The following is a 26389-nucleotide window of genomic DNA, read 5'->3' as shown; positions in this document are numbered from 1 at the left end:
GATCGCTGGCAACAAACGCGCTGATCAGGGAGTTGTGCGGCGTCATACGGAAGGGCCGGTCCTGATCGCCGCCGGCCGGTCCGGCGCGGGCCACGAGGCGCCGGCCACCGTCCGCAGGTGCCGTTCGACCTCCTCGGCGTCCGGTCGCCGCGTGGCGTCCTCGTCCCCGAGCCGTTCGATCAGCGGGCCGAGCGGTCCGCCCGGCGACCGGTCACCGACGGCGGTGCGCAGCAGGTCGCCCAGTGAGCGCAGGTCCGCCGCGGGTCCGGCACCCCGCAGGGAGTCCTCGCCCGGCACGCGGGCGGTGCCGAAGTCGGTGAGCACGACGCGGTCCCGCGGGCCGAGCAGGACCTTCGCGGGCCTGACCGCGCGGTGCACGATGCCGACGGCGTGCGCCGCCCGCAGCGCGCCGAGGACCGCGAGTCCCACGCGGGCCGCCTCGGGCGCCGCCACCGGACCGCGCCGGAGCACCTCGTGCAGCGACTCGCCGGGGACCCACTCCATGACGATCCAGGGCAGTCCGTCGAGTCCGGCCTCCTCCACGACCACGTCCTGGATGCGGACGGCCGCGGGATGGTCGACGCGGGCGGCGGCACGTGCCTCGCGGTAGAGGCGGTGGGCGGCTCGGCGGTAGGCCTCGTCCGCCGGTTCGCCGGGCAGTCGCGGCCGTTTGACGGCGACCTCGTGCGCCGCGTGCTCGTCGAACGCCCGCCAGACGGTGCCGGAGGCGCCCGAACCGACGCGCCGCAGCAGCCGGTACCGTTCGCCGACCAGGCGGCCCTCGGATTCCATCAGAGCTGGTCGACCTCCCAGTTGGCGACGACGGTCCGGGCGATGTCCCGTCCCTCGTCGGCGAAGTGGCCCGTGCGGGGGTAGTCGATCGAGACCTTGTACAGGTCGCCGTTGCGGGCCATGTAGTACACGTAGCGGATCTCACGCTCACGGGGGTTCTGCGGGTCCGCGGACGTGTAGGCGATGGTGTTCTCCGCGGCCTTGCCGCCCTTGTACTCGGTCGCGACCGGTTCCCCCTTGGGGGCGGGTGTGTCGGCGACGTCCCGGGAGTACTCGCCGTCCTTGAGGAGTTCCCAGTCCGCCCACGCGGTGGCCATCGCGGAGTCCGGGATCACGCCCTCCTCGTCCTCGGCCTTGATGTCGCGGTCCACGTGGACGGTGACCGCGCCGCTGGGATCGGCGAACGACTCGGTGGTGCCGTCCCAGTCGTCCGCGTGCTTCAGCTTCACGAACGCGGACGGCACCCCCACGTCCATGCCGAGCTTCGCGCCGAGCTCCTGCTTCTTCCAGCCCTCCGGCAGGGGCCCGGCGAAGGGCTCCGCGATCACCAGGTACGACGCCACCGCGGCCGCGACGACCGCGGCGCCGAGGGTGATCCACGCGTTGCGGCCCAGCCGGACGCCCCACCTGGACACGGGCGCCGCGCCCGGCCCGTCGACCCGCACGGCCTGGGTCGGTGCCGGGGCGGGCGGGTTGGCGGCGGCGTCCAGCAGGGCGCGGACCCGGGAGGCGTCCGGGCGGCGCGCGGGGTCCTTGTCCAGCAGGCCGGTGATCACCTCGGCCAGCGGTCCCTGCGCGGAGGCCGGCGGCGCGGGCGCGGCGTTGAGCACCGACTGGAGCGTGGCGGGGGTGTTGCTGCGGCGGAACGGCGAGACGCCCTCCGTCGCCGCGTACAGCACCACGCCCAGCGACCACAGGTCGCTCGCCGGGCCGGGGCGCTGCCCGAGCACCCGCTCCGGGGCGATGTACTCGGGCGAGCCGACGAAGCCGCCGGTGTCGGTCAGGTTGGTCTCGCCCTCGATCTGGGCGATGCCGAAGTCGGTGAGGACGACCCGGTCGTGCCGGCCGAGCAGCACGTTGTCCGGCTTCACGTCCCGGTGCAGGATGCCGGCCGCGTGCGCGGCCTCCAGCGCGCCGAGCACCTCCAGGCCGATCCTGGCCGCCTCGCGCGCGCCCAGCGTGCCCTCCTGCAACGCGTCACCCAGCGAACGGCCCCGCACCAGCTCCATCACGATCCACGGCTGGTCGTCCACCACCGCCACGTCGTGCACGTTGACCACGGCGGGGTGGTCGAGCCGGGCCGCCGCACGCGCCTCGCGGCGCATCCGTTCGAAGGCGTTGTCCCGTTCGCGCTCGGGAAGATGGTCGGGTACGCGCGGCTCCTTGACGGCGACTTCACGGTCCACCGTCTCGTCCTTCGCCCGCCACACCGTGCCCATGCCGCCGTGTCCGAGCTTGGCGATCAGCCGGTAGCGCCCCGCGATGAGCCGACCGGTGCCCGGTTCCCGTACGTCCGCCGCCGCGGGCCCGGCGGGGGCCCGCGGCGCCACGACCTGGGTGGGTGCCGCGTACGGATTGCCGGGATGCGGTACCGCGACGGGCGGGTTCGGTGGTTGCAGCCCAAAACTCGTCGGCTCGTCCGAGCCCTTGCGCGGTCCCCCGTTGCTGCTCATGGCTCCATCCTTATCGCGCCGGACGCGTCCGCATCCACCACCCGTGCGCCTCGGTCACAGACCCGTGACGCGCCGTGCCGCTTATCTCCTGTTTGGGTGCGGTGCGGGGGACCCGGTGCCGGAGGGGGACGCGGAGGGCCGCGTCGGCTCCGCGGTCGGCGTCACGGGCGCCGAACTCGTCGGCGCACCGCCCCCCTCGCCGTCGGCGTCCGCCAGCAGAGCCGCCGCCGCGACGCCCGCGCCCGCCGCCGTGGCGACCAGCAGCACCGCCGTGAGCACCCCTCGCGTCACCTGCCGGGGCCCGCCGGGGCGGGGCGGCGCGGGCGTGCGCCCCGTGGCCAGGAAGGCGCGCAGCATCCGCTCCGCCTCGGCCGCGTCCAGCCGCCGTCGCGGGTCGCGCTCCAGCAGTCCCCGGACGACCGGCAGGATCGGCCCGGCCTGGGCGGGCGGCCGGATCTCCTCGGTGACCACCGCGTGCAGGACGCCGCCCAGCGAGTCCCGGTGGAAGGGCGAGGCGCCGGTGAGCACCGCGCAGAGCAGCACGCCGAGCGACCACAGGTCGGACTCCGGGCCGGTCCCGGCACCGGACATCCGCTCCGGCGCGGTGTACTCGGGGGAGCCGACGAAGGAGTCGCCCTCGGTGAGCGTGGTGGCGCCCGCGACCTGGGCGACGCCGAAGTCGGTGAGGACGACCCGGCCGTCCTCGGCGATCAGCACGTTGGACGGCTTCACGTCCCGGTGCAGGATGCCGGCGGCGTGCGCGGTGCCCAGGGCGTCGAGCAGGGCGACGCCGATCCGGGCGGCCTCGGCGGCGTCGACCGGGCCGTGGCCGAGGACGCGGTCGGCGAGCGAGCCGCCGCCGACCAGTTCCATGACCATGTACGCGCGTTCGTCGTCCTCGACGACGTCGTGCACGACGATGACGTGCGGATGCCTCAGTTGGGCGACCGCGCGGGCCTCGCGCAGGGTGCGCTCCCGGCGCCGCCTGGCCTCCGCCGCGGAGAGGGTCTCGTCGAGCGGGAGCACCTTCACGGCGACCTCGCGGGCGAGCAGTTGGTCGGTGGCCCGCCACACGATGCCCATGCCGCCGCGGCCGAGCCGCTCGTGGAGCCGGTACCGGCCGGCGATGACACGCCCGCCCGCCCCCTCGGTCATCATGCGTCCCATCATGCCCGACCGGACGCGGCGGCTCCGTGCCGCCGTCCCGCGGGTGGCCGACAACCGACGGGCGGCCGGGGGTCGTTGCGTCGGCCCCCACGGGCGTCCGGGCGGGTCCTCAGCCGGTCCGCTCCTGCCAGCTCTGCAGCACCGCCGCGAACTGCTGCCGGGTGGCCGGCCAGTCGCTCGCGGGCCCCGACATGTTGAGGGCGTACTCGACGCCGTCCCGGGACAGGTACGTGTGGACGACGCCGCGGCGCGGTCCGGGGAAGGGGGTGTCCTTCGCCAGCGCGGTCCAGGTGTACTCCCACCGCGCGCTGTCGCGGTCCCGGTAGGTGGTGCGCTCCAGGGTGACGCGCCGGTAGTCGACCAGCCGCTGGAGCTGCGCCTCCAGGTCGAGCTGGTGTGCGTAGGGGTCGTTGTAGTCGGGGGCGGTGTCGACGGATATGCGGATGAAGTGCTCGCCGCCGTCGGGGGTGTAGTCGGCCTGCCGGAGTTCGCCCTCGTCGTCGAAGGACTCGCGCTGCCAGTCCTCGGGCAGGTAGAGGCTGAAACCCAACGGGTCGTCGCGCCGCACCCAGTCGGCCGGGACGGACCCGCCGGGGCCCTTCCCGGTGGTGGCGGACGCGGAGGGCGAGGAGGACGCCGAGTGGGTGGGCCCCGGCCCGGCCTGCGAGCCGTCTCCGTCGCGTTGTTGCAGCACCACGGCGGTGCCCGCGCCGATGAGCGCGGCGACGGCGACGACCAGGGCGAGCGTGCGCAGCCGGCGGCGCCGGGGACCTCGGTCCCCGGTCGCACCCGCCGGTCCGGGCGGCGTGTACCCGGCCGCCGTGGGGCCCGTGGGCACGGCCCCCGCCGGCAGGGCGCCCGGCGCGTGCCCCGGCGCCTGACGGCCGCTCGCCGTGGGGCCGACGGCCGGGTGGCCGAACGCCGTCGGGCCGGTCGCCGGCGGATACGGCGTCGCGGCCGTCCCCGGCGTCCCGGTGGCCCCCTGGTGGAGCGTGTCGCCCTGCCGCGCCGAGCCCGCGTAGCGGGTCGGCACGTACGCCTGGGCCGCGTCCGGCCGCCGTCCCTCCGCCGCCTGGGCGAGCATGTGCTCGGTCTCGGTGACGTCGGGCCGCTCGTCCGGGTTCTTGCGGAGCAGCGCGCTGATGACGGGCGCGAGCGGACCGGCGTGCCGCGGCTCGGTGGCCTCCTCCTCGACGACCGCCTGCATGGTGGTGAGCGGCGAGGTCCGGCGGAACGGCGACCTGCCCTCCACCGCCGTGTACAGCGTCGCGCCGAGCGCCCACAGGTCGGAGGACGGGCCGGGGTCGTGGCCCCGGACGCGCTCGGGCGCGAGGTAGTCGACGGAACCGACGACCTCTCCGGTCCGGGTGATCGTGCTGTCGCCCTCGATCTGCGCGATGCCGAAGTCGGTGAGCAGCACCCGTCCGTCGTCCGCGAGCAGGACGTTGCCGGGCTTGACGTCGCGGTGCAGCACGCCCGCGGTGTGCGCTGCGCGCAGGGCCCGGAGCACCCACAGGCCGACGCGGGCCGCCTCGCGCGGGTCGACCCGCTCCTCGTCCTTGACGGCGTCGGCCAGGGATCGGCCCTCGACCATCTCCATCACGATCCACGGCCGGCCGTCGTGTTCGAGTACGTCGTGCACGGTGACGACGGCCGAGTGGTTGATCCTCGCCGCCGCGCGCGCCTCGCCCCGGGTGCGCGCCAGGAGGATCGCCTGGTCGCTCTCCGAGACGTAGAGCGCGGCGGTCAACTCCTTGATGGCGACGGTCCGGTGCAGCACCTCGTCGTGCGCGCGCCACACCCGGCCCATGCCGCCGCTGCCGATGGTGTCTCCGAGCCGGTAACGGCCCGCCACGAGCCGGCCCTGCATCTGATTCACGTTGCCCCGCAATGGTCTTGTCAGGGTCAGACTAGGGACCGGGCCCGGTCCGGGGAACGGGTGGGGTGGTACGGAAACCGCTCTGTGACGGTTGTCGCTTTCCGTCACGGGAGGCAACCATCGGGCCGAACTGCCGTCAGCGCGTGTACTGGTAGGTCGTCGACGCCTGTTCGAACAGGCGGCTCACCTCGTCCCGCTCCGCCACCGGGCCGCGGACCTGCACCACGTGGTAGCGGCCGTCCATGAGGATCGCGACGTTGCGCACGTACAGCTCTCCACCGGCGCCGGTCCAGGTGAACTGCCCCTCCGCCATGGTCCGTCCGCCCACCTCGATGGTCTTCAGGCCACTGGAGGTCGCCCAGCTGGAGGCGCGGTAGGACGCCAACTCGGGCTCGCTGTCGCGCTGGTACGTCATCGGGTCGTCGCCGAACTCGCTGGCGCGGTCCCGGCCCGGCACGACGATGAGCTCGAAGCCGCCCTTGCCGTAGACGACCTGGCCGCTCCCGTTGCGCGGTGTGCGGGTCCAGCCCTCGGCGACGGCGACGCGGAAGCCCTCGGGGTCCTTGCGCAGGGTGAACCCCTCGGCGGGGTCGGTGGTCTGCGTCTCGGCGGAACCGGCCCCCGTCTCCGAGGCGCTGGGCCCGGCCTCCGGGGACGTCCGCTCCGGCCGGGGCTCGCCGCCGGCGTCGGGGGACCGCTCGGGCGGCGCCTGGCTCGCCTCGCCGGCGGCGCCCGTGCGGTCGGTGGCGCCGGTGCCGTCCGGGTCGTCCTTCGGCATGAGGAACACGGCGTAGGCGACCGCTCCGGCCAGGGCGAGCAGTATCAGCAGGAGCAGTGTCCGGCCGAGGCTGCGCGGGGAACGGTCCGTCTCCCGCCGGTCCCGCTTGTGCCGTCCGTGATGTGCGGGCAGCCCGGCCCGCCGCCTGCGCACCAGCTCGCCCCGGCGGCGCACGATGGGCAGCCTGCTGGTCTCGGCGGGCGGGGCCGAGACGACGTGCAGGCCTGCCTCCGGCTCGGGGGCCGAGCGCACCAGCGAGCGCAGCCAGCCGCTCAGCTCCTCGAAGTCGATGCGCTCGGTGGGGTCCTGACGCAGCAGCGACTCCACGACCGGCCGCAGCGGCCCGCACTCCTCGGCGAAGGCCGGCGGCTCCGCGCACACGATCTGGACCAGCTCGGCGGTGGAGTCCTCCGGGTAGGGCGCGTGCCCCTGTACGGCGCGGAAGAGCAGCGCGCCCAGCGCCCACAGGTCGGTGGCGGGGCCGATGGGCGCGGCCAGCTGCCAGTTCTCGTGCACCGGCCCGGCCTGTTCCGGAGCCCAGCGCTCGGTCACCGGCCCGACCACGGCCATCCGGGTCTGCCGTGCCCGTTCGGCGGCGAGTGCGGTGGCCGGGCCGCGCGGCGCCGAAGTCCGTGCGGCCGGGTCGTCCCAGTGGCCGCCGGGCGCGGAGCCGCCCTCCTGCCGCGGACCGGCGGGCAGGGCGCGTCCGGCCGCCGGAGGGGAGGCCGCCTCGGAGCGGCCCGGGCCTGCGGGGGTCGGACCTGCGGGGGTCGGGCCTGCGGGGGCCGGGTCGCCCGCGGTGCGGGGTGCGGCGCCGTGCCACGAGGTCGTGCGTACGCCGTAGGGGTCGGCGATCTGCCCGGGCGGGAAGGCGCCGGGCGGGCCGCCGTGACGGCTCGCCTCGGCGGGCCGGTCGGCGGCGGAGGGCGTGCCGGGGCCGGGGGCGTGCGCGGACTCCTGCGTACCGGCGGGGTACGGGAGCCGCCCCGGGCCGGGTGCGGAGCCCGCCGCGTGCGGAGGCGGGCCGGTGTCGTAGTCGGGGGCGGGGCGGGCGCCGGGCAGGGCGGCGCGGCCGTTCTGCGCCTCCTGGAGGCGGGCCGCGGCCCGGGCTCCCGCGCGGTACGCGGCGATGGCCCCGGCGCGCGCGGCGCGGACGTCACCGCCGGCGTCGAGCGCGGCGGGGGTGAGCCCGGCGGCTCCGCCCGGCACCGCGCCGGGCCCCGGCAGCCCGCCGGCGCTCCTGGCCTCGATGGCGGCGCGCCGGGCGGCCTCGGGGTCGTGGCCACCGGGACCGGGCATCCCCGCCCGCACCCCTGCGGCACCGGCGTTCCGGGGGCCGGCACCGACGGAGCCGGGGGGAGCCGTCCCCGCGCCGGAGAAGCCCGGGCCGGCACCGCCGGGCCCGAAGGCGCCGGCCGCCGCGTCCCCGCCCCGGCCGAAGGTCCCGTCGGGGGCGACCGGGGAGCCCCCGTCGTCCTCGCCCTCGGGGGCCGGCACCGGGTCGTACCCGCACAGCGCCTCCTCCGCCGCCCCGACCGCCAGGCCGGTCAGCATCACGCGTCCGTCGTCGCAGACGAGCACGGTGCGCGCGGTGATGTTGCGGTGCACCCAGCCGTAGGCGTGCAGCACCCGCAGCGCCAAGAGGATGTCGGCGGCCACCTCGGCCGCCCGGTACGGCGTCAGCGGCTCCTCGGCGAGGAGGGCGGCCAGCGGTCGCGCGGCCACCAGCTCGCTGACGATCCAGAGCGAACCGCCCTCCGCGAAGACGTCGAAGACCTGGTCCAGGCGCGGGTGGTCGGGGACGGCGGCGGCGGCCTGCGCGGCCTCGACGGCACGGCGTACCACCGGGTCTGCGGGGCGCCGGGTGCCGCCGTGCGCGGACGGCGCACGCCGGCCGGGGCGCCGGACGCCGTCACGGGCCGTGAAGCCGTCGGGCAGGCCGTCGGCGTCGAGCACCTCCGCCTCGACGACCTCCGGCAACGGCACCTGTCGGACCAGGACCTCCTGGCCGCTGTAGGTGTCGAAGGCCCGGGTCTCGGTGAGTTCGTACTCGTCGGAGGGCGGCAGGGGCAGGCGGTAGCGGTCGGCGAGTACCCGTCCCGCATAGTCGTCCACGTCGCCACCCCCGGCAGCCCGTCGGTCAATTCCGTTCGCCCGGCGGGCCGTTCCGGCTGCGTACGGTCCGCAAGCACTCACGATACGTGCCGGAGGCAACCCACAAAGAGGGGATGCCAGATATCGGGCCGCTCAAACCCGGGCCGCGTCGGTTCAGGACTTGGGCTCGAAGGTCTTCGTGAGCGTGCGCCAGGTGTCACGGCGCAGGTCACTGTCCCAGTCGGCGGCCTTCGCGGTGTACATGAGCGCGTAGCCCTGGTGGTCGTTGACGACGAAGCCCCGGTCCACGGTGCGGTACTGGGTGCCGCCGTCCGCGTAGGTGAACTCCCAGTCGGCCGTGTTCCAGCCGCGGTAGTCCACCTTCTCTATGCGGATCTTCTTGTACTGGGAGCGGACCATGTACCGCTCCTGGTCCTTCCAGTCGGCGACCGGGTCGCCCTTGGGCGTGGACGTCCAGGCGACGAGCAGCTTCTGGCCCTGCGGACCGGTGAACCGGTCCCCCGCGGCGTCCTGCGAACGGTGCTTCCAGCCCTTGGGCAGTCCGATGGAGTAGCCCTGGCCGCCCTTGTGGGTGCTCGCCGCGCCCTTGTCCTCGCCGGACTTCCCGGCACCGTCCGACCCGGTCCCGGCGTCGCCGGACGCGCCGGAGCCCGGTGCGCCGCCCTCCGACGCCCCGTCCGAGGGGCCCTGCGACGCCCCGTCCGAGGCGGAGCCGTCGGTGCGGGTCCCGCCCCCGTCGTCCTGCTTCGTGTCGTCGCTCGCGCCGGTGGAGACGGCCGGCTTGTCACCGCTGCCGCCCGCGGCGCCTTCGTCGCCGCCGCCGAGGGTCAGGGCCAGCACGGTGCCGAGCACGGCGAGCGCCACGATCACCGCGATGATCACCAGCGTCCGGCGCGGCACCACGTCGGTGAGCGGCGCCCGGGGCGCGGAGCGCGCGGGCAGGTCCGGCGGCGGTACGACGGGCCAGCCGGAACTGCGGTTGCCCGCGGCGGCGTTCGGCGCCCCGGGGGCCGAGCCGGCTCCCGGGTCCGTAGCCGCCCGCGGGCCGCGCGACGCGTCGGCGGCCGTCCCGGCGGCACCCGCGGCGGAGGCCGCTGCGGCGGCTCCCCGGGTGTCCCGGTCGGCGCCGCCCGGCTTGGCCCGGGAACCGGCCGCCGCACCGGCCGCACCGGCGCCGACGGCGGCCTTGCGCACGGAACGCAGCGCGCCGCGCAACCGCTCCCCGGCCTCCTCGGCCCGCTTGCCCCCGGCACCCGCCGAGCCGCCCCGGCGGGTCCGCTCGTCCGGCTGCGCGGGCAGCGGCACGACCTTGGTGGCGTCGGCCGGCTCGGTGTCGGCCGGGCCGGCCGGTGCGTGGATGATCTTGTTGAGCATCGCGCGGGCACCCGCGTCGTCGAGCCGCTGCGCGGGGTCCTTGGTGAGCAGACCGTAGATGACGTCCCGCAGGGGCCCGGCGTTCTTGGGCTCCTCCAGGTTCTCGGTCATCACCGCGGTGAGCGTCGCGATCGCGGAGCCCTTGTCGTAGGGCGGGGTGCCCTCCACGGCCGCGTACAGCAGGCCGCCGAGCGACCACAGGTCGGCCGCGGGGCCCGGCTTGTGGCCGCGGGCGCGCTCGGGCGAGATGTAGGAGGGGGCGCCGACGAGCATGCCGGTGGAGGTGATGGACGGGTCGCCCTCCACCTGGGCGATGCCGAAGTCGGTGAGCACGACCCGGCCGTCCTCGGAGATCAGCACGTTCGACGGCTTCACGTCGCGGTGCAGGATGCCCTCGCGGTGTGCGGAGCGCAGGACGTCGAGGACCGCGAGGCCGACCTCCGCCGCGCGCCTCGGCTCCAGCAGGCCGTCCTCACGGATGGCCTCGGCGAGCGACTTGCCCTCGACGAGTTCCATCACGATCCACGGCCGGTCGTCCTCCTCGACCACGTCGTAGACCGTCACGGCGCTGTTGTTGCGGATCCGCGCGATCGCCTTGGCCTCGCGCAGCGTGCGCGTGATCAGGCGCCGCTTCTCCTCCTCGTCGATGTTCCCGGGAAACCGCAGCTCCTTGACGGCGACCGTGCGTCCGAGGGTCTCGTCCTCGGCCCGCCACACCGTCCCCATGCCGCCGCGGCCGAGCACGTCTCCCAGCCGGTACCGCCCGGCGAGGAGACGTGCGCTCTTGTCCGTACGGGATGTCCCCGCCCGCTCCGCCTCCGACATGCGTCCCCTCATGCAACCCGCCCTGACAGAGCCTTCATTGTCTCTCACCCGACAAGTGCTCGACGCCCAGGGTGCCTCACGGGCCGGCCGGGCGCCGAGGCGGGCGCCGTGACCGGCTGACCGCACGTCACCCGTGCCCCACCGGCCCCTTGCGCCGGTCCGCTCGCCGCGCTACCGGGGCACGATGTCCGGCGCCCCGAGGCGAGCCGCGTCGGCCGTCAGGTCGTCCGGCTGGCGCTGGGACTCCCGCTCGGCCTCGACCCGCTTCTCGTAGTGCTGGACCTCCCGTTCGACCTGTTCCTCGTCCCAGCCCAGGACCGGGGCCATCAGCTCGGCGGCCTCGCGGGCGCTGCGGGTGCCCCGGTCGAAGGTCTCGATGGAGATGCGGGTGCGCCGGGTGAGTACGTCGTCGAGGTGACGGGCGCCCTCGTGCGAGGCGGCGTAGACGACCTCGGCGCGCAGGTAGTCGTCGGCGGCGTGCAGCGGTTCGCCGAGGGAGGGGTCGGCGGCGACGAGCTCCAGCACCTCCTCGGCCATCGCCCCGTACCGGTTCAGCAGGTGCTCCACCCGTACGACGTGCAGGCCGGTGCGCGCGGCGACCCGCGCCCGCGCGTTCCACAGCGCCCGGTATCCCTCGGCGCCGAGCAGCGGCGTGATCTCGGTGACGCAGTCGGCGACGCGCAGGTCGAGGCCGTGCACCGCGGCGTCCACGGCGTCCTTGGCCATCACCCGGTACGTCGTGTACTTGCCGCCCGCCACGACGACCAGGCCGGGCACCGGATGGGCGACCGTGTGCTCGCGCGACAGCTTGCTGGTGGCGTCCGACTCCCCCGCCAGCAGCGGGCGCAGCCCGGCGTACACGCCCTCGACGTCGTCGCGCGTGAGCGGCACCGAGAGCACCGAGTTGATGTGCTCCAGCAGGTAGTCGATGTCCGCGCTGGAGGCGGCGGGGTGGGCCTTGTCCAGGTCCCAGTCGGTGTCCGTGGTGCCGATGATCCAGTGCCGGCCCCAGGGGATGACGAACAGCACGGACTTCTCGGTGCGCAGGATCAGACCGGTGGAGGAGTGGATGCGGTCCTTCGGCACGACCAGGTGGATGCCCTTGGAGGCCCGGACGTGGAACCGGCCGCGCTCGCCCACCATCGACTGGGTGTCGTCGGTCCACACACCGGTCGCGTTCACGACCTGCTTGGCGCGGATCTCGTACTCCCCGCCCGCCTCGACGTCCTGCACGCGCGCGCCGACCACGCGCTCGCCCTCGCGCAGGAAGGAGGTGACCCGCGCGCGGTTGGCGACCTGGGCGCCGTACGCCGCCGCGGTGCGCACCAGCGTCGTCACGAACCGGGCGTCGTCCATCTGGGCGTCGTAGTACTGGAGCGCGCCGACGAGCGCGTCCTTCTTCAGGGCGGGTGCCACCCGCAGCGCGTGACGCCGGGTCAGGTGCCGGTGCGCCGGCAGGCCCCGGCCGTGGCCGCGGGCCATCGCCATGGCGTCGTAGAGCGCGACGCCCGAGCCGGCGTAGAGCCGCTCCCAGCCCTTGTGCTGCAACGGGTACAGGAACGGCACCGGCTTCACCAGGTGCGGCGCGAGCCGCTCCAGCAGCAGGCCGCGCTCCTTCAGCGCCTCCCGGACGAGCCCGAAGTCGAGCATCTCCAGATAGCGCAGGCCGCCGTGGATCAGTTTGCTGGACCTGCTGGAGGTGCCCGAGGCCCAGTCCCGCGCCTCGACCAGGCCGGTGGACAGGCCCCGCGTCACCGCGTCGAGCGCGGTGCCCGCACCGACCACGCCCGCGCCCACCACCAGTACGTCCAGCTCGCGCTCGGCCATGGCCGCGAGCGCCTCGGCGCGCTGTGCCGGCCCCAGTGTCGCTGTCCTCACTGCTGCCTCCCGCTGTCGGTCGCGTCGGCCGCACCCGTCAGGGAGAGGCCCGGTTCCTGGTACCCACCATGCCCAGATTCTGACCGGCCTGCCCGACATCGGCCGCCTCACGGCCCCCAGCCTGTGGACAACTTCTCCGCCGCCGTCCCGCCGCGCCCCCGCAGCTCACGGCCGCCACCCGACACTCACCGAAACGCGCCGGACCAATCCCGCATATCGGTCATATTTACTCCTAGTCTGACGTTGTGCTCGCCCATCCTGTCCACCGGGCTTGCGCACCTGTCCCGCTTCGGCTACTGGGAAGGACGGCCCACGCCATGCCCGCAGATCTCGCCGTCATCGGACTCGGCCCGTACGGCCTGCCCCTGGCCCAGGCCGCCGTCGCCGCCGGCATCCCCACCCTCGGCTACCGCACCGGCCCCGAGGCCGATCCGCTCACCCCCGCCGAGGTGCGCCGGATGCTCGCCACGGGCTTCCGCACCCCCGCGGGACCGGCCGAGCTGGGGCGCGTCCGCACCGCCGTCATCTGCACCCCGACCCCACCGGGCGCGGACGGCGGCCTGGACCTCACCCAGGTGGAGGCCGCGGCCCGCACCCTGGCCGCGCACATGCGCCCGCACACCACCGTGATCCTGGAGTCGCCCGTGCGCCCGGGGACGACCGAGGAGTTCCTGCGCCCGCTGCTGGAACAGGGCTCCGGACTGCGCGCCGGCCGCGACTTCCACCTCGCCTACTCCCCCAGCCGCGCCGACCCCGGCAACCGCGACTTCACCCCGGCCAACACCCCGAAGGTCATCGGCGGCGTCACCCCCGCCTGCACCGAGTCGGCCGCCGCCTTCTACAGCCGCCTCACCGACAAGGTGGTCCGCGCGCGCGGCCCCCGCGAGGCGGAGACGGTCCAGCTGCTGGAGACCAACTTCCGGCACGTCAACATCGCCCTCGTCAACGAGATGGCCGTCCTGTGCGACGACCTCGGCGTCGACCTGTGGGACGTGCTGCGCTGCGCGGAGACCAAGCCGTTCGGCTTCCAGGCCTTCCGCCCGGGACCCGGCGTCGGCGGCCACTCCGTCCCCCAGGACCTGACCGGACAGGCCCCCCACAGCCTGCGCATGGTGGAGCTGGCCCAGCAGGTCAACGCCCAGATGCCCCGCTACGTCGTCCAGCGCGCCGCCGCCCTCCTCAACGAGCACGGCAAGTCCGCGCGCGGCGCCCGCGTCCTGCTCCTCGGCGTCACCTACAAGGCCGACCTCGCCGACCAGCAGGCCACCCCGGCCGAGGAGATCGCGACCCGTCTGATGTCGCTGGGCGCGGCCGTCAGCTACCACGACCCGCACATCCCGTCCTGGAAGGTCGCCGACCGCCCCGTCCCCCGCGCCGACTCCCTCTACGAGGCCGCCGCCGACGCCGACCTGACGATCCTCCTCCAGCAGCACCGCACGTACGACCTCCAGGGCCTGTCGGTGAAGGCCCAGCTGCTGCTGGACACGCGGGGGGCCACGCCCACGGGGGCGGCCCACCGGCTCTGACCCGCAGACACGCCGAAGGGCCCGCAGCGATCGCTGCGGGCCCTTCGGTACGGCGTGCGGGCGACTACCGCCGGTGCTGCGAGTCCCCGACCGTGACCTCCACGCGCTGGAACTCCTTCAGCTCGCTGTAGCCGGTCGTCGACATCGCCCGGCGCAGCGCGCCGAAGAAGTTCATCGAGCCGTCGGGGTTGCGGGCCGGGCCGGTGAGGATCTCCTCGATGGTGCCGACCGTGCCGAGGTCCACCTTCTTGCCACGGGGCAGCTCCTCGTTGACGGCCTCCATGCCCCAGTGGTTGCCCCGGCCCGGCGCGTCGGTCGCGCGGGCCAGCGGCGAACCCATCATCACGGAGTCGGCGCCGCAGGCGATGGCCTTGGGCAGGTCGCCGGACCAGCCGACACCGCCGTCGGCGATGACGTGCACGTACCGGCCGCCGGACTCGTCCATGTAGTCGCGGCGGGCGGCGGCCACGTCGGCGACCGCGGTCGCCATGGGGACCTGGATGCCCAGCACGTTGCGCGTGGTGTGGGCGGCGCCGCCGCCGAAGCCGACGAGGACGCCCGCCGCGCCGGTGCGCATCAGGTGCAGGGCGGCGGTGTAGGTGGCGCAGCCGCCGACGATCACCGGGACGTCCAGCTCGTAGATGAACTGCTTCAGGTTCAGCGGCTCGTGCGAGCCGGAGACGTGCTCCGCCGAGACCGTGGTGCCGCGGATGACGAAGATGTCGACGCCCGCGTCCACGACGGCCTTGGAGAACTGGGCGGTGCGCTGCGGGGAGAGCGCGGCGGCGGTGACCACGCCCGAGTCGCGCACCTCCTTGATGCGCTGCCCGATCAGCTCCTCCTTGATCGGAGCCGCGTAGATCTCCTGGAGGCGGCGGGTCGCGTTGTCCGTGTCCAGCTCGGCGATCTCGTCGAGCAGCGGCTGCGGGTCCTCGTACCGCGTCCACAGCCCTTCCAGGTTGAGGACGCCGAGGCCGCCCAGCTCGCCGATGCGGATGGCGGTGGCCGGGGAGACGACCGAGTCCATGGGAGCGGCCAGGAACGGCAGCTCGAAGCGGTAGGCGTCGATCTGCCAGGCGATCGAGACCTCCTTCGGGTCCCGCGTACGGCGGCTGGGGACGACGGCGATGTCGTCGAAGGCGTACGCCCGCCGGCCGCGCTTGCCGCGCCCGATCTCGATCTCAGTCACGTCTGTGGCCTTTCCCTGATGCGTTGCAGCGCCTTCCAGTATCCCCGACGGACCCGGCGGGGCACTGCTGAGGGCGGCCCCGGATGGTCCGGGGCCGCCCTCAGGAGGCTGCTGCCTACTTGCTGCGGCTGTAGTTCGGTGCCTCGACGGTCATCTGGATGTCGTGCGGGTGGCTCTCCTTGAGACCGGCGGAGGTGATCCGCACGAACCGCCCGTTGTCCTGGAGGTCCGGCACGGTCCGGCCGCCGACGTAGAACATCGACTGGCGCAGACCGCCGACCAGCTGGTGGACGACCGAGGAGAGGGGGCCGCGGTAGGGCACCTGGCCCTCGATGCCCTCGGGGACCAGCTGCTCGTCGGAGGCGACGCCCTCCTGGAAGTAGCGGTCCTTGGAGAACGACTTGCGGTCGCCGCGCGTCTGCATGGCGCCGAGCGAGCCCATGCCCCGGTACGACTTGAACTGCTTGCCGTTGATGAAGAGCAGCTCGCCCGGGGACTCCTCGCAGCCCGCGAGCAGCGAGCCCAGCATCACCGTGTCGGCACCCGCGACCAAGGCCTTGGCGATGTCGCCGGAGTACTGGAGGCCACCGTCGCCGATGACCGGGATGCCGGCCTCCTTGGCGGCGAGCGAGGCCTCGTAGATCGCCGTGACCTGCGGGACGCCGATGCCGGCGACGACGCGGGTGGTGCAGATGGAGCCGGGGCCGACGCCGACCTTGATGCCGTCCACGCCGGCGTCGATGAGGGCCTGGGCGCCGTCGCGGGTGGCGATGTTGCCACCGATGACGTCGACGCCGGAGGAGTTCGACTTGATCTTGGCGACCATGTCGCCGACCAGGCGGGAGTGGCCGTGCGCGGTGTCGACGACGATGAAGTCGACGCCCGCCTCGATCAGCGCCTGGGCGCGCTCGAAGGCGTCACCGGCGACTCCGACCGCCGCGCCGACCAGCAGCCGGCCCTTGCCGTCCTTGGCGGCGTGCGGGTACTTCTCCGCCTTGACGAAGTCCTTGACCGTGATCAGGCCCTTGAGCACGCCGTGGTCGTCGACCAGGGGCAGCTTCTCGATCTTGTGGCGGCGCAGCAGCTCCATGGCGTCCACACCGGAGATGCCGACCTTGCCGGTGACCAGCGGCATGGGCGTCATGACCTCGCGCACCTGGCGGGAGCGGTCGGTCTCGAAGGCCATGTCACGGTTGGTGACGATGCCGAGCAGCTTGCCGGCGCCGTCGGTGACCGGGACGCCGCTGATGCGGAACTTGGCGCACAGCGCGTCGGCCTCGGCGAGCAGGGCGTCCGGGTGGATGGTGATGGGGTTGGCCACCATGCCCGACTCGGAGCGCTTGACCAGGTCGACCTGGTTGGCCTGGTCCTCGATGGACAGGTTGCGGTGCAGGACGCCGACACCGCCCTGGCGGGCCATCGCGATCGCCATGCGCGACTCGGTGACCTTGTCCATGGCGGCGGACAGCAGCGGGATGTTGACCCGCACGTTCCTGGAGACGTACGAGGCGGTGTCGATCTCGTCGGGTGCCATGTCCGACGGGCCCGGCAGCAGCAGCACGTCGTCGTAGGTCAGCCCGAGTGTCGCGAATTTGGCGGGCACTCCGTCGACGTTGGCAGTCATGACACCTTCCCCAAAATGGCCTTGATCGGTGCGGATGTCCATGCTAACGGGAAGCGGAGGTGGCTCATTCCACGATCAAGGGCGGCCGCGGCATTCGTAGCTTCGTACGGACACCGGTCGCCGCGCGTTCACGCCCGGCACTACTGCTCCGCCAGGGCCCGCAGACGGCTCAGGGCCCGGTGCTGGGCGACGCGCACGGCACCGGGTGACATTCCCAACATCTGGCCGGTCTCCTCGGCCGTGAGCCCCACCGCGATCCGCAGCAGGAGCAGCTCGCGCTGGTTCTCGGGCAGGTTGGCCAGCAGTTTCTTGGCCCAGGCGGCGTCGCTGTTGAGCAGCGCGCGCTCCTCGGGGCCCAGCGAGTCGTCCGGCCGCTCGGGCATCTCGTCGGACGGGACGGCCGTGGAGCCGGGGTGCCGCATCGCCGCGCGCTGGAGGTCGGCGACCTTGTGGGCGGCGATGGCGAAGACGAACGCCTCGAAGGGGCGTCCGGTGTCCTTGTAGCGGGGCAGGGCCAGCAGCACCGCGACACAGACCTCCTGGGCGAGGTCCTCGACGAAGTGCCGGGCGTCGCCGGGCAGCCGGGACAGACGGGTGCGGCAGTAGCGCAGCGCCAAGGGATGGACATGGGCGAGCAGGTCGTGCGTGGCCTGCTCGTCCCCGTCGACGGCGCGGTGGACGAGCCCACCGACCGTCCCTTGGTCGGGGGCCGCCTCGTCGTCACGCATCGGTCCATGGTGCCTTGCGGCCGTCCGATCCGTGGCTTCGCGTCCGTTGTTGTGCACCGAAGCGTTATGAGCAGGTGCGCCGGAACTCATCCCCTGCGCCCTCCCCTTCCGCTCGACCGACTCGTCCCCGAGGAACTCCACACCTCAAGGATGCGTCATCGGCGGCGAAACAAGCATCGGGCGTCCGGCGGGTCGCCTTGTCAGCCCCGCTCACCTCGCGATAAGCGGGGATCGCGGCATCCCCGACGGGCCCTCTCCGCCTCCACCGCACGGGGTGCCCCTAGCGGACCAGGCCCCACCGGAACCCGAGCGCCACCGCGTGTGCCCGGTCCGAGGCGCCGAGCTTCTTGAAGAGCCGCCGGGCGTGCGTCTTGACGGTGTCCTCGGAGAGGAACAGCTCACGGCCGATCTCCGCGTTGGAGCGGCCGTGGCTCATGCCCTCCAGGACCTGGATCTCACGCGCGGTGAGCGTGGGCGCGGCGCCCATCTCGGCCGAGCGCAGCCGGCGCGGGGCGAGCCGCCAGGTCGGGTCGGCGAGGGCCTGCGTGACGGTGGCCCTCAGCTCGGCGCGCGAGGCGTCCTTGTGCAGGTAGCCACGGGCACCGGCGGCGACCGCGAGGGCCACGCCGTCCAGGTCCTCGGCGACGGTGAGCATGATGATGCGCGCCCCGGGGTCGGCGGACAGCAGCCGCCGGACCGTCTCGACGCCGCCCAGGCCGGGCATGCGTACGTCCATCAGGATCAGGTCCGAGCGGTCGGCACCCCAGCGGCGGAGGACTTCCTCGCCGTTGGCCGCCGTCGTCACACGCTCGACGCCGGGCACGGTCGCGACCGCGCGGCGGAGCGCCTCTCGGGCAAGCGGGGAGTCGTCGCAGACGAGGACGGAAGTCATGGCCGTCCTCCGCAGCTGATGCGCGTCACGTTGAGCCTCCAGGCTGGTACGAAATCGTCACCTGTGCGGTCGACCGTCCCGGACGCCCGCCCGAGCACTTGTTCCTTCAACCGCCTCCGCACTCTCAACGACGGTCACTCGAAAGAGTTACGGGGCTGTGTGTCGTCTTCGGCACTCTACGTGAGGGGGCGGCCACGCAGCAGACATGCGCGTCGGACCCGCCCCGTTTCATCACAACCGATGCCCCATTTAGCCGCTTTTCTTCCGCTTCGCTGGTGTCTGCGGCTAGATTCGCAATGAGTCATATTTTCATCTCCTTAGATCGTAGTTGTACGGTCGTGGATGCCGGCGTCGGCGTATCTCCCACATCCACCCATAGCGGCAACAAGGGGTCACGCAATGGCAGATTTCTCCCGCCTTCCCGGACCGAACGCGGATCTGTGGGACTGGCAGCTCCTGGCCGCGTGCCGCGGGGTGGACAGTTCGCTCTTCTTCCATCCGGAGGGCGAACGCGGTGCGGCGCGGAGTGCTCGCGAGAACTCGGCCAAGGAGGTCTGCATGAGGTGCCCGGTCCGCGCCGAGTGCGCGGCGCACGCGCTGGCGGTGCGTGAGCCGTACGGCGTGTGGGGCGGCCTGACCGAGGACGAGCGCGAGGAGCTCATGGGACGCGCCCGCAACCGCCTGGTGGCGGCGTCCGCGTCGAGCGGCGGGGAGGCGGCCGCGCATCACTGAAGGAACGTTTCTCTAGAGCTCCGGCGAAGCGGCCCCGCGCGGCCCGGCGACCCGGCGCGCGGCGAGCCTGCGCGCGGCGACGGGGCCGGCGCTCAGCGCGCCGCCGGCTGGCGTGCCCCTGCCCGGGCCAGCTCGTCGAGCGTCGCCGACACCGCCGGCACCTGGGCCAGGTCGGGGAGGGTGAGCGCGACGATCTCCCGCCGCACCGCCGGTTCCAGCGCCACGGTGCGCGCTCCCCGGGGCCGTACGGACTCGACGGCGAGCTGGGGCAGGACGGCCACGCCGAGGCCGGCCCCCACCAGGCCGACGACCGCCGGGTAGTCGTCGGTCGCGAAGTCGATGCGGGGCGTGAAGCCGGCCCCCTCGCAGACCTCGACCAGCTGGCCCCGGCAGCGCGGACAGCCCGCGATCCAGGACTCCCGGGCGAGTTCCCCGATGGCCACGGCGCCGGCCGCTTCCGTGCGTGCCAGCCGGTGGTCCTCGGGCACCAGCGCCACCAGGCGGTCGGTCAGCAGCGGCCGTACGACGAGGTCGTCCCACTCCTCCGCGCCCGCGGCGCCCTCGTACCGGAAGGCGAGCGCCACGTCGCAGTCGCCCTCGCGCAGCAGCTCGACGGATTTCGGCGGCTCGGCCTCCTCCAGGGAGACCCGGGTGCCGGGGTGCGCGGCGCGCAACGCGGCCAGGGCGGTCGGCACGAGGGTGGAGCTGCCGCTGGGGAAGGAGACCAGGCGGACCCGGCCGGCGCGCAGCCCGGCGATGGCGGCGACCTCCTCCTCGGCCGCGGTCAGCCCGGCGATGATCCCGGCGGCGTGCCGCACGAGTGCCTCGCCGGCCTGGGTCAGCCGCATCTCGCGTCCGGTGCGCACGAGCAGGGGGGTGCCGACGGAGGCCTCCAGGGCCTTCATCTGCTGACTGACGGCGGGCTGGGTGCAGCCCAGTTCGCGTCCCGCGGCGGAGAAGGAACCGGTGGATGCCACGGCGCGCAGCACGCGGAGATGACGAGCCTCGATCACACCGCCGAGGATAAGCGACGCTTTGACCGGACGCCGAATAGTGCGTCGACGCTTTGACGAGCCGTGTTCTACCGTTCCGCCATGAAGCTTCTCTCTGTCAACCTGGGCCGCCCGAAGGCCGTGCCGTACACCGACCACCCCGACGGCGTCACCGGCATCGACAAGCAGCCGACCGACGGGACCGTCCGGGTGACGGCGCCCGGCCCGAGGGGGGCCGGGGCGAGCGGGGTGGCCGGGGACGCGGTGTGCGACACGCGCCATCACGGCGGCGACGAGCAGGCGGTCTACGCGGTGGCGCGGGAGGACATGGACGACTGGGAGCGCGAGCTGGGCAGGACGCTGCCCAACGGCGCGTTCGGCGAGAACCTCACCACCACGGGCCTGGACGTCTCGGGCGCGCGGATCGGCGAGCGCTGGCGGATCGGCCCCGACCTGGTGCTGGAGGTCACCTGCGGCCGTATCCCGTGTCGTACCTTCCAGGGCCATCTGGGTGAGCGGCGGTGGGTGAGGCGCTTCACGGAGAAGGGGGCGCCGGGCGCCTACCTGCGGGTGATCGAGCCCGGGGAGATACGGGTCGGCGATCCGGTCGCGATCGTGCACCGGCCCGACCACGAGGTGACGGTGGCGTTGCAGTTCCGGGCGGTGACGACCCGGCGGGAGCTGCTGCCGCGGCTGCTCGCGGCGGGCGAGGCGCTCCACCCGGAGTCGCTGGCGGCGGCCCGGAAGTACGTGGAGACCCACGGGGCCTGACCCGGCCTCACCGGGAGGTGCTCACCGCTCCTTCACGAGCGGTGGTCCTGGTGAGCGAGGCGGACCCGCGCGGCAGGGGCCCCTAACCTTGCGCCATGACAACGGCATTGATTACGGGTTCGACGGCGGGCATCGGCGCCGCGTTCGCGCGTCGGCTGGCGGCCGACGGGCATGACCTGGTGCTGGTCGCCCGCGACACCAAGCGGCTGCGCGAACAGGCGACCGAACTGCACGACCGGCACGGCATCGAGGCGGAGGTGCTGACGGCCGACCTGGCGACGGACGCCGGCATCGACGCGGTGGCCGCCCGGCTCGGCGAGCCCAGGAAGCCCGTCGACCTGCTGATCAACAACGCCGGCTTCGGCAACAAGGGCCGCTTCCTCGACGTCTCCATGGCCGACGAGCTGACCATGCTCAAGGTGCACTGCGAGGCGGTGCTCAGGCTGACCTCGGCCGCGGTGGCGGCGATGCGGGAGCGGGGCCGCGGGGGCGTGGTCAACGTGGCCTCGGTCGCCGCCTTCGTACCGCGCGGCACCTACGGCGCGTCCAAGGCGTGGGTCGTGCAGTTCACCCAGGGCGTGGCGAAGGACCTGGCCGGCAGCGGCGTACGCCTGATGGCCCTGTGCCCCGGCTTCGTGCGCACGGAGTTCCACGAACGGGCCGGGATGGGCACGGACAACATCCCGAACTGGATGTGGCTCGACGCGGACAAGGTCGTCGCGGCAGCCCTCGCCGACCTCTCCCGCGGCAAGTCCCTGTCGATCCCCGACCCCCGCTACAAGACCCTGATGGGCGCGGCGAAGCTGGTCCCCCGGGGCATGCTGGGCGGCCTCTCGTCCCGGACGGGGCGGAAGTACGGGCCGCAGTAGGAGGGGACGAGCGACGCCCCCTCCTCATCGTCGGCCGGGCAGCCGGCTCCGGACCGGCTGTCGTAGGTGCGGACTAGGATTCCTCTCCTGTCATTGAGAGGGTTCGGGCAGTTGTCGCAGAGCTCTCCTCATTCGCTGCAGCCGTCCCGGAGGTGCTGGGTGCCAGCCGCTCCCAAGCCAACAGCTCCCGTCACCCGGGAACGCTGGTTCCAGCCGCGAAAGTCCGGTTTCCGCTGGGAGCAGGAAGGGCTCGATCATCTTCGGGCGCTGATGCCGAGGACAGAGCCCTTCCGGGCCTGGGCCACATTCCAGTTCACGGGGCCGTCCGGCCGTATCAACGAGTGCGATGTGTTGATCGCCGTACCGGGCGGCCTGTACCTGTTGGAGCTGAAGGGGCATCCCGGCCGGGTAGTGAATCACGGTGACACCTGGCAGTTCCACGGGGACCGGGTCCGCACCATCCGCAACCCGCTCCATCTCACCGATCTCAAGGCCAAGGAGCTGAAGAGCCAGCTCGAGCGGGCGGCGAGGGCTCTCGGCATGGACCCGCGGCAGGTGCCGTTCGTCAAGCCTGCCGTCTTCCTCCACGACCCGGGGCTCGCGAGCGAACTGGACGAGTTCCAGCGCAGCTCCGTCTATGGCCGCAACGACGGGGCGAGCGGCCTGCCGAAGATCTGGGACGACCTGCTGAGCCGTCCTCCGGAGCGGGAGAACTGGCGGGTCACCCCGCTGGTCAGCCAGCGGCTGGAGCAGTTGATGCAGCGGATAGGCATCAGCCACTCCACGGCGCATCTGCGCTTCGGCGACGACTGGAAGCTCGCTCCCCGTTCCCTCGACGCGGGCCCCGACTGGGAGGACCGGCTGGCGGTACGGGACGACGGGCTCGTCCAGGAGAGCGGCCGTGTCCGTATATACCTGGCCGGCGCCGCGGCGTCGGAGGAGCAGCGGGCGAAGGTGGACCGCGCCGCCCGCCGCGAGTACCAGGTGCTCCAGGGGATCAACCACCGCGGGATCGTGCAGGCGGTGCAGATCCGCGAGCACCAGGGCGGGCCTGCGATCCTCTTCCGGCACCGGGAGTCGGATCTGCGGCTCGACGCCTATCTCGACGCGTACGGCGGTCTCCTCTCGCCCGTGGTCCGTCTTGATCTGGTCCGCCAGCTCGCCGAGGCGGTGCGTTACGCCCATCACCGGTCCCTCTACCACCGGGCGCTGTCGGCGCGGTCGGTGTACGTATCGGCGCGGGAGGACGGTTCCGATCCCCTTCTGCGGGTCGCAGACTGGCAGACTGCGGCCCGCGACTTCGAGACCACCCTGCACCGCTCGCTGGGTGACACGCCTCTGGACGGTGGTCTGATCGCGGACACGGCGCAGACGTATCTGGCTCCGGAGACGGACCAGGAGTTCGCCGATCCCGTGGACCTCGACGTCTTTGGTCTCGGCGCTCTCACGTACCTCCTGCTCACGGGGCGTCCGCCCGCGGACCGTCGCAGCGCGTTGCTGGAACGGCTGCAGAGCGACAAGGGGCTGCGTCCCTACGCCGTGTCCGACTCCGTCTCTGCGGCCCTGGACACGCTCGTGTTCCGGGCCACCGCGGCGGACGTGCAGGACCGTCTGGCCTCCGTCGACGAGTTCCTCGAACTCCTTGCCGCCGCCGAGGTGGACGCGGCGGCTCCGCAGGTGTCCGGTGGGCCGGAGGCGGATCCCCTCACGGTCCAGCCCGGACAGCGGCTGAACCGCGCCTGGTCGGTGGTGCGCGTGCTCGGTACGGGTGCGACGGCCCGCGCCCTGCTGGTGCGCGGCACGGCTGATGAGGGGGCGGAGGGTTCTCCGGCGGAGAACTCCCTGCGGGTCTTCAAGGTCGCTCTGGACCAGGAGAAGGACGCTCGGCTGCTCGCGGAGGCCAAGGCCCTCAAGGAGGTGGGTGGCGGGCGCATCGTGAAACTGCTCGCCGAACCACAGGAACTGGCGGGCCACACGGTTCTGGAGCTCGAGTACGCAGGCGGGTACCGGGGGGTGGACGATCGTGATCCGGTGAGCCTGGGATCACGGCTGCGCGACCAAGGTCCCTTGGGTTACGACCAGTTGGAGCGCTTCGGCAACGACTTGTTCGACGCCTTGGACGCGCTCGCCGCCCGCGGGGTGCGGCATCGGGACATCAAGCCCGACAATCTCGGCCTGTTCAAGCGCAGCGACGGTTCGTGGCAGCTGATGCTGTTCGACTTCTCGCTGGCCGACGCTCCCGACCAGGATCTGCACGCGGGGACGCGCGGCTACCTGGACCCGTTCCTCGGCAGTGCCGGCCGTTCCCGCTACGACGACCACGCCGAGTGGTATGCCGCCGCCGTCACGCTCCACGAGATGGCCGCAGGCGAGAGGCCGGTCTGGGGAGACGGCCAGGGGGACCCGCGCATGGCTCCGGACGCGGCGCTGCATGTGTCCGCGGAGTTGTTCCCCGCCGCGCTCAGTGAGGGCCTGAGGCGGTTCTTCGAGCGCGCACTGCACCGTGACGCCGAGCAGCGCTACGACAGCCTGCGGCAGTTGCAGGAGGCGTGGCGGCAGGTTTTCCGGACCGCGGACGCGGCTCGCCCGGCCACCACTCCGGCGACGATCGGCATGAGCGCGGACGACCTGGAGGACGCGCGGGAGCAGGCGGCCGAAGCGGCCTCGCTCGACACTCCGCTCGCCGCCGCGGGGCTGTCTCCCCGTGCCGTTTCGGTCGCCGAGAGCCTCAAGGCGCACACGGTGGAGCAGTTGCTGAACATTCCGCCGCACCACATCTCGCGGGCACGCGGCGCGGGCAACGCGATCCGCAAGGAGCTGAACCGCCGGCATCGGCAGTGGACGCAGGCCCACCGCCGGCGTGCGTCGGCCGCCAAACCGTCGGCCGTTGCCGCAGACGCTCCGGAAGAGGTGCTGGAGTCCGTCGACACACTGGCTGCCCGGCTGACCCCGCCTCCGGGGAAGCGCCGTACCCGGCCCCGTCCCGACGTCGTCCGGGCGGCCTTGCAGCTTCCGGCGGTGCTGGAGGACGGTGAGTCGCTGGAGCCGTGGCCCGCACAGAGTTCGATCGCCCAGTCACTGGGCATCAGCCAGCCGACCGTCTCGCAGAACTTCCAGGTGGCGGTCGAGCAGTGGGCGGAGCTGCCCTGGCTCGGCAGGGTCCGCGACGAACTCGTCGCGGTCCTGGCCGACCGGGACCGCGTGTCGACGGCTGAGGAGCTGGCATCCGAGCTGCGTGCCCGGCACGGCGCGGGTGCCGACGACGCGGACGCGACCCAGGCACGGGCCCTGGCCGTGGTGCGGGCCGCGGTCGAGACGGAGATCCGCAGACGCGACGAGGAACAACCGGGGACCGACGGGGAGGCACCTGCCCGCTTGGCCGTCCAACGGCGGGCCGGCCGCGTGGTGATCGCGCTGGAGGACCAGCCGGGCGCCGACGACCCGACCCCGGCGGAACTCGCGGACTACGCCGCTGCCCTGGGCGAGTGCGCCGTCGACCTGGCCGGCCGTGACCCCCTGCCCGGACGTGCCACGGTGCTGAGGGAGTTGCGGGGCGTACCTGCCCCGGAGGGGATGTCCCCCCTCGCCGACACACGGCTGGTGGAACTGGCCGCGTCGATGGCGGGCGGCGTCGCCGTCTCCCCGCGGCTGGAGCTGTTCCCGCTCTCGCTCACCCTGGCGCGTGCCCTGCGGGTCTCACAGGCTCCAGCGGGTGTGCGGCCCGACACCGGGATCGGCACCGAGGATCTCCTGTCCCGTGTCCGGGCGAGGTTTCCCGGTCTGGCCGTGCTGTCCGAGACGACGTACGTGGAGCTGGGCGAGGCCTTGGCCGAGGCGGGGTTCCCCCTCCTCTACGACCAGGACCGGCGCCGGTTCGTACCGCAGCCGCGGGACGGCGCCGGCAGTCGGCCGGTGCTGTCCTCATCAGTCCTGACCAGCACCAGTTCCCTGTACGCCGCCGCTCAGGGCAGCATCGCCGAGGGCCGGGACCCGCGGGAGGTGCTGGCGGCACGCCTCACCGACGCCCGCCGCCGAGGGGGGTTCCTCGCGCTGACGCTGAAGGGCGCGGAGCTGCCGGGCATCGCCGCGTCCCTGGCCGAGCGGTACGGGGCAACCGCCGTGTCGTTGAACGGCCTCTTCCTGGGCGCACTCAAGGAACTGGCCGAGGAGCAGTCGGTGCGCTGGCAGGCCCTGCTGAAGGCGGACACCAAGTACACGGCCACCGGCACGCTGGGCGCTGCGCTCTCCTCGTACACCCGGTTGGCGTCGGAGCGCCTGCGCGGGCGGCTGCTCGACCTGGCGGAGCGCTCCGGTCCGCGGACGGTCCTGCTGGCCCATGACGCGGGGCTGATCGCCCGCTACTGGGAGGCGGGCGGCAGGGAACTGATGGCCACCCTCCAGCAGGCGGCGCGCCGCCCCGCCGACACGCCGCACGGGCTGTGGCTGCTGGTGCCGGCGGAGGACCCGCGGGCCACGCCGACGCTGGACGGGCGGACCGTGGAGGTGGTGGACCGGGTGACGGAGTGGGAGGTGTTGGACGGGTTGTTCCTGAAGAGTCTGCGGGTGGCCGGTTCACCCTCGTGAA

At 73.5% G+C, this 26389-nt stretch carries 17 protein-coding genes; 5 read left to right on the top strand and 12 right to left on the bottom strand.

Annotated features, from left to right (window positions below):
• Positions 1-42: 42 nt before the first annotated feature.
• The 7 genes from SAM23877_RS21790 to SAM23877_RS21760 all read right to left on the bottom strand — a co-directional run bounded on the left by SAM23877_RS21790 (position 43) and on the right by SAM23877_RS21760 (position 12481).
• Positions 43-792, bottom strand: a complete 750-nt coding sequence (locus SAM23877_RS21790) for a serine/threonine-protein kinase (protein WP_053135805.1) — start codon at positions 790-792, stop codon at positions 43-45.
• Positions 792-2465, bottom strand: coding sequence for a serine/threonine-protein kinase (locus tag SAM23877_RS21785; RefSeq protein ID WP_053135802.1), 1674 nt, complete (start codon positions 2463-2465; stop codon positions 792-794). Before SAM23877_RS21785 ends, SAM23877_RS21790 begins: the two co-directional genes overlap by 1 nt.
• Before the next feature lie 81 nt (positions 2466-2546).
• Positions 2547-3632, bottom strand: a complete 1086-nt coding sequence (locus SAM23877_RS21780; RefSeq protein WP_079030768.1) for a serine/threonine-protein kinase — start codon at positions 3630-3632, stop codon at positions 2547-2549.
• 109 nt (positions 3633-3741) lie between these two features.
• The gene (locus tag SAM23877_RS21775) at positions 3742-5502 is read right to left on the bottom strand and encodes a serine/threonine-protein kinase (protein ID WP_053135796.1); all 1761 of its coding nucleotides are present in this window, start codon (positions 5500-5502) and stop codon (positions 3742-3744) included.
• A gap of 145 nt (positions 5503-5647) precedes the next feature.
• Positions 5648-8404 (bottom strand): protein kinase, encoded by a 2757-nt coding sequence (locus SAM23877_RS21770; protein ID WP_053135793.1) that lies wholly within the window; start codon positions 8402-8404, stop codon positions 5648-5650.
• A 153-nt stretch (positions 8405-8557) separates the two neighbouring features.
• Positions 8558-10603, bottom strand: a complete 2046-nt coding sequence (locus SAM23877_RS21765) for a serine/threonine-protein kinase (RefSeq protein ID WP_053135790.1) — start codon at positions 10601-10603, stop codon at positions 8558-8560.
• A gap of 171 nt (positions 10604-10774) precedes the next feature.
• Positions 10775-12481: a glycerol-3-phosphate dehydrogenase/oxidase gene (locus SAM23877_RS21760; RefSeq protein WP_053135787.1), complete on the bottom strand. Its 1707-nt coding sequence runs from the start codon at positions 12479-12481 to the stop codon at positions 10775-10777.
• 317 nt (positions 12482-12798) lie between these two features.
• On the opposite strand from SAM23877_RS21760, the gene SAM23877_RS21755 reads away from it, so the two are divergent.
• Positions 12799-14007 carry a nucleotide sugar dehydrogenase gene (locus tag SAM23877_RS21755; RefSeq protein ID WP_053135784.1) on the top strand — a complete coding sequence of 403 codons (1209 nt, stop codon included), beginning with the start codon at positions 12799-12801 and terminating at the stop codon, positions 14005-14007.
• 64 nt (positions 14008-14071) lie between these two features.
• Here SAM23877_RS21755 and SAM23877_RS21750 read toward each other — a convergent pair whose 3' ends face one another.
• From SAM23877_RS21750 to SAM23877_RS21735, 4 genes are all read right to left on the bottom strand, one after another.
• Positions 14072-15196, bottom strand: coding sequence for a GuaB3 family IMP dehydrogenase-related protein (locus SAM23877_RS21750; RefSeq protein WP_053135781.1), 1125 nt, complete (start codon positions 15194-15196; stop codon positions 14072-14074).
• Positions 15197-15311: 115 nt separating this feature from the next.
• The gene (gene guaB / locus SAM23877_RS21745) at positions 15312-16820 is read right to left on the bottom strand and encodes an IMP dehydrogenase (protein WP_053135778.1); all 1509 of its coding nucleotides are present in this window, start codon (positions 16818-16820) and stop codon (positions 15312-15314) included.
• A gap of 140 nt (positions 16821-16960) precedes the next feature.
• Positions 16961-17548: a sigma-70 family RNA polymerase sigma factor gene (locus SAM23877_RS21740; protein WP_019329587.1), complete on the bottom strand. Its 588-nt coding sequence runs from the start codon at positions 17546-17548 to the stop codon at positions 16961-16963.
• A 280-nt stretch (positions 17549-17828) separates the two neighbouring features.
• Positions 17829-18440, bottom strand: coding sequence for a response regulator transcription factor (locus SAM23877_RS21735; RefSeq protein WP_003948568.1), 612 nt, complete (start codon positions 18438-18440; stop codon positions 17829-17831).
• Positions 18441-18839: 399 nt separating this feature from the next.
• On the opposite strand from SAM23877_RS21735, the gene SAM23877_RS21730 reads away from it, so the two are divergent.
• A complete protein-coding gene (locus SAM23877_RS21730; RefSeq protein WP_053135775.1) occupies positions 18840-19172 on the top strand; it encodes a WhiB family transcriptional regulator in 333 nt (110 codons plus the stop codon).
• Positions 19173-19264: 92 nt separating this feature from the next.
• Here the strand turns inward: SAM23877_RS21730 and SAM23877_RS21725 are convergent, their stop codons facing one another.
• Positions 19265-20185, bottom strand: coding sequence for a LysR family transcriptional regulator (locus SAM23877_RS21725; protein ID WP_053135771.1), 921 nt, complete (start codon positions 20183-20185; stop codon positions 19265-19267).
• An 81-nt stretch (positions 20186-20266) separates the two neighbouring features.
• Here SAM23877_RS21725 and SAM23877_RS21720 point away from each other — a divergent pair, with 81 nt between their 5' ends.
• From SAM23877_RS21720 to pglW, 3 genes are all read left to right on the top strand, one after another.
• Positions 20267-20935 carry an MOSC domain-containing protein gene (locus SAM23877_RS21720; RefSeq protein ID WP_053142731.1) on the top strand — a complete coding sequence of 223 codons (669 nt, stop codon included), beginning with the start codon at positions 20267-20269 and terminating at the stop codon, positions 20933-20935.
• A gap of 95 nt (positions 20936-21030) precedes the next feature.
• Positions 21031-21804 carry an SDR family NAD(P)-dependent oxidoreductase gene (locus SAM23877_RS21715; RefSeq protein WP_053135768.1) on the top strand — a complete coding sequence of 258 codons (774 nt, stop codon included), beginning with the start codon at positions 21031-21033 and terminating at the stop codon, positions 21802-21804.
• A 159-nt stretch (positions 21805-21963) separates the two neighbouring features.
• Positions 21964-26388 (top strand): BREX system serine/threonine kinase PglW, encoded by a 4425-nt coding sequence (gene pglW, locus SAM23877_RS21710; RefSeq protein WP_053135765.1) that lies wholly within the window; start codon positions 21964-21966, stop codon positions 26386-26388.
• Position 26389: the final 1 nt, after the last annotated feature.

The sequence above is a fragment of the Streptomyces ambofaciens ATCC 23877 genome, assembly GCF_001267885.1.
Lineage (GTDB): Bacteria > Actinomycetota > Actinomycetes > Streptomycetales > Streptomycetaceae > Streptomyces > Streptomyces ambofaciens.
The sequence above is the reverse complement of the archived record's forward strand: the minus strand, read 5'-3'. Positions and strand labels throughout refer to the sequence as shown.

Excerpts from the sequence above, each read along its gene's own strand:
- SAM23877_RS21790 (WP_053135805.1), bottom strand. The coding sequence starts at position 792 with ATGGAATCCGAGGGCCGCCTGGTCGGCGAACGGTACCGGCTGCTGCGG.
- SAM23877_RS21785 (WP_053135802.1), bottom strand. The coding sequence starts at position 2,465 with ATGAGCAGCAACGGGGGACCGCGCAAGGGCTCGGACGAGCCGACGAGT.
- SAM23877_RS21780 (WP_079030768.1), bottom strand. The coding sequence starts at position 3,632 with ATGGGACGCATGATGACCGAGGGGGCGGGCGGGCGTGTCATCGCCGGC.
- SAM23877_RS21775 (WP_053135796.1), bottom strand. The coding sequence starts at position 5,502 with ATGCAGGGCCGGCTCGTGGCGGGCCGTTACCGGCTCGGAGACACCATC.
- SAM23877_RS21765 (WP_053135790.1), bottom strand. The coding sequence starts at position 10,603 with ATGTCGGAGGCGGAGCGGGCGGGGACATCCCGTACGGACAAGAGCGCA.
- SAM23877_RS21755 (WP_053135784.1), top strand. The coding sequence starts at position 12,799 with ATGCCCGCAGATCTCGCCGTCATCGGACTCGGCCCGTACGGCCTGCCC.
- guaB (WP_053135778.1), bottom strand. The coding sequence starts at position 16,820 with ATGACTGCCAACGTCGACGGAGTGCCCGCCAAATTCGCGACACTCGGG.
- SAM23877_RS21740 (WP_019329587.1), bottom strand. The coding sequence starts at position 17,548 with ATGCGTGACGACGAGGCGGCCCCCGACCAAGGGACGGTCGGTGGGCTC.
- SAM23877_RS21735 (WP_003948568.1), bottom strand. The coding sequence starts at position 18,440 with ATGACTTCCGTCCTCGTCTGCGACGACTCCCCGCTTGCCCGAGAGGCG.
- SAM23877_RS21730 (WP_053135775.1), top strand. The coding sequence starts at position 18,840 with ATGGCAGATTTCTCCCGCCTTCCCGGACCGAACGCGGATCTGTGGGAC.
- SAM23877_RS21720 (WP_053142731.1), top strand. The coding sequence starts at position 20,267 with ATGAAGCTTCTCTCTGTCAACCTGGGCCGCCCGAAGGCCGTGCCGTAC.
- SAM23877_RS21715 (WP_053135768.1), top strand. The coding sequence starts at position 21,031 with ATGACAACGGCATTGATTACGGGTTCGACGGCGGGCATCGGCGCCGCG.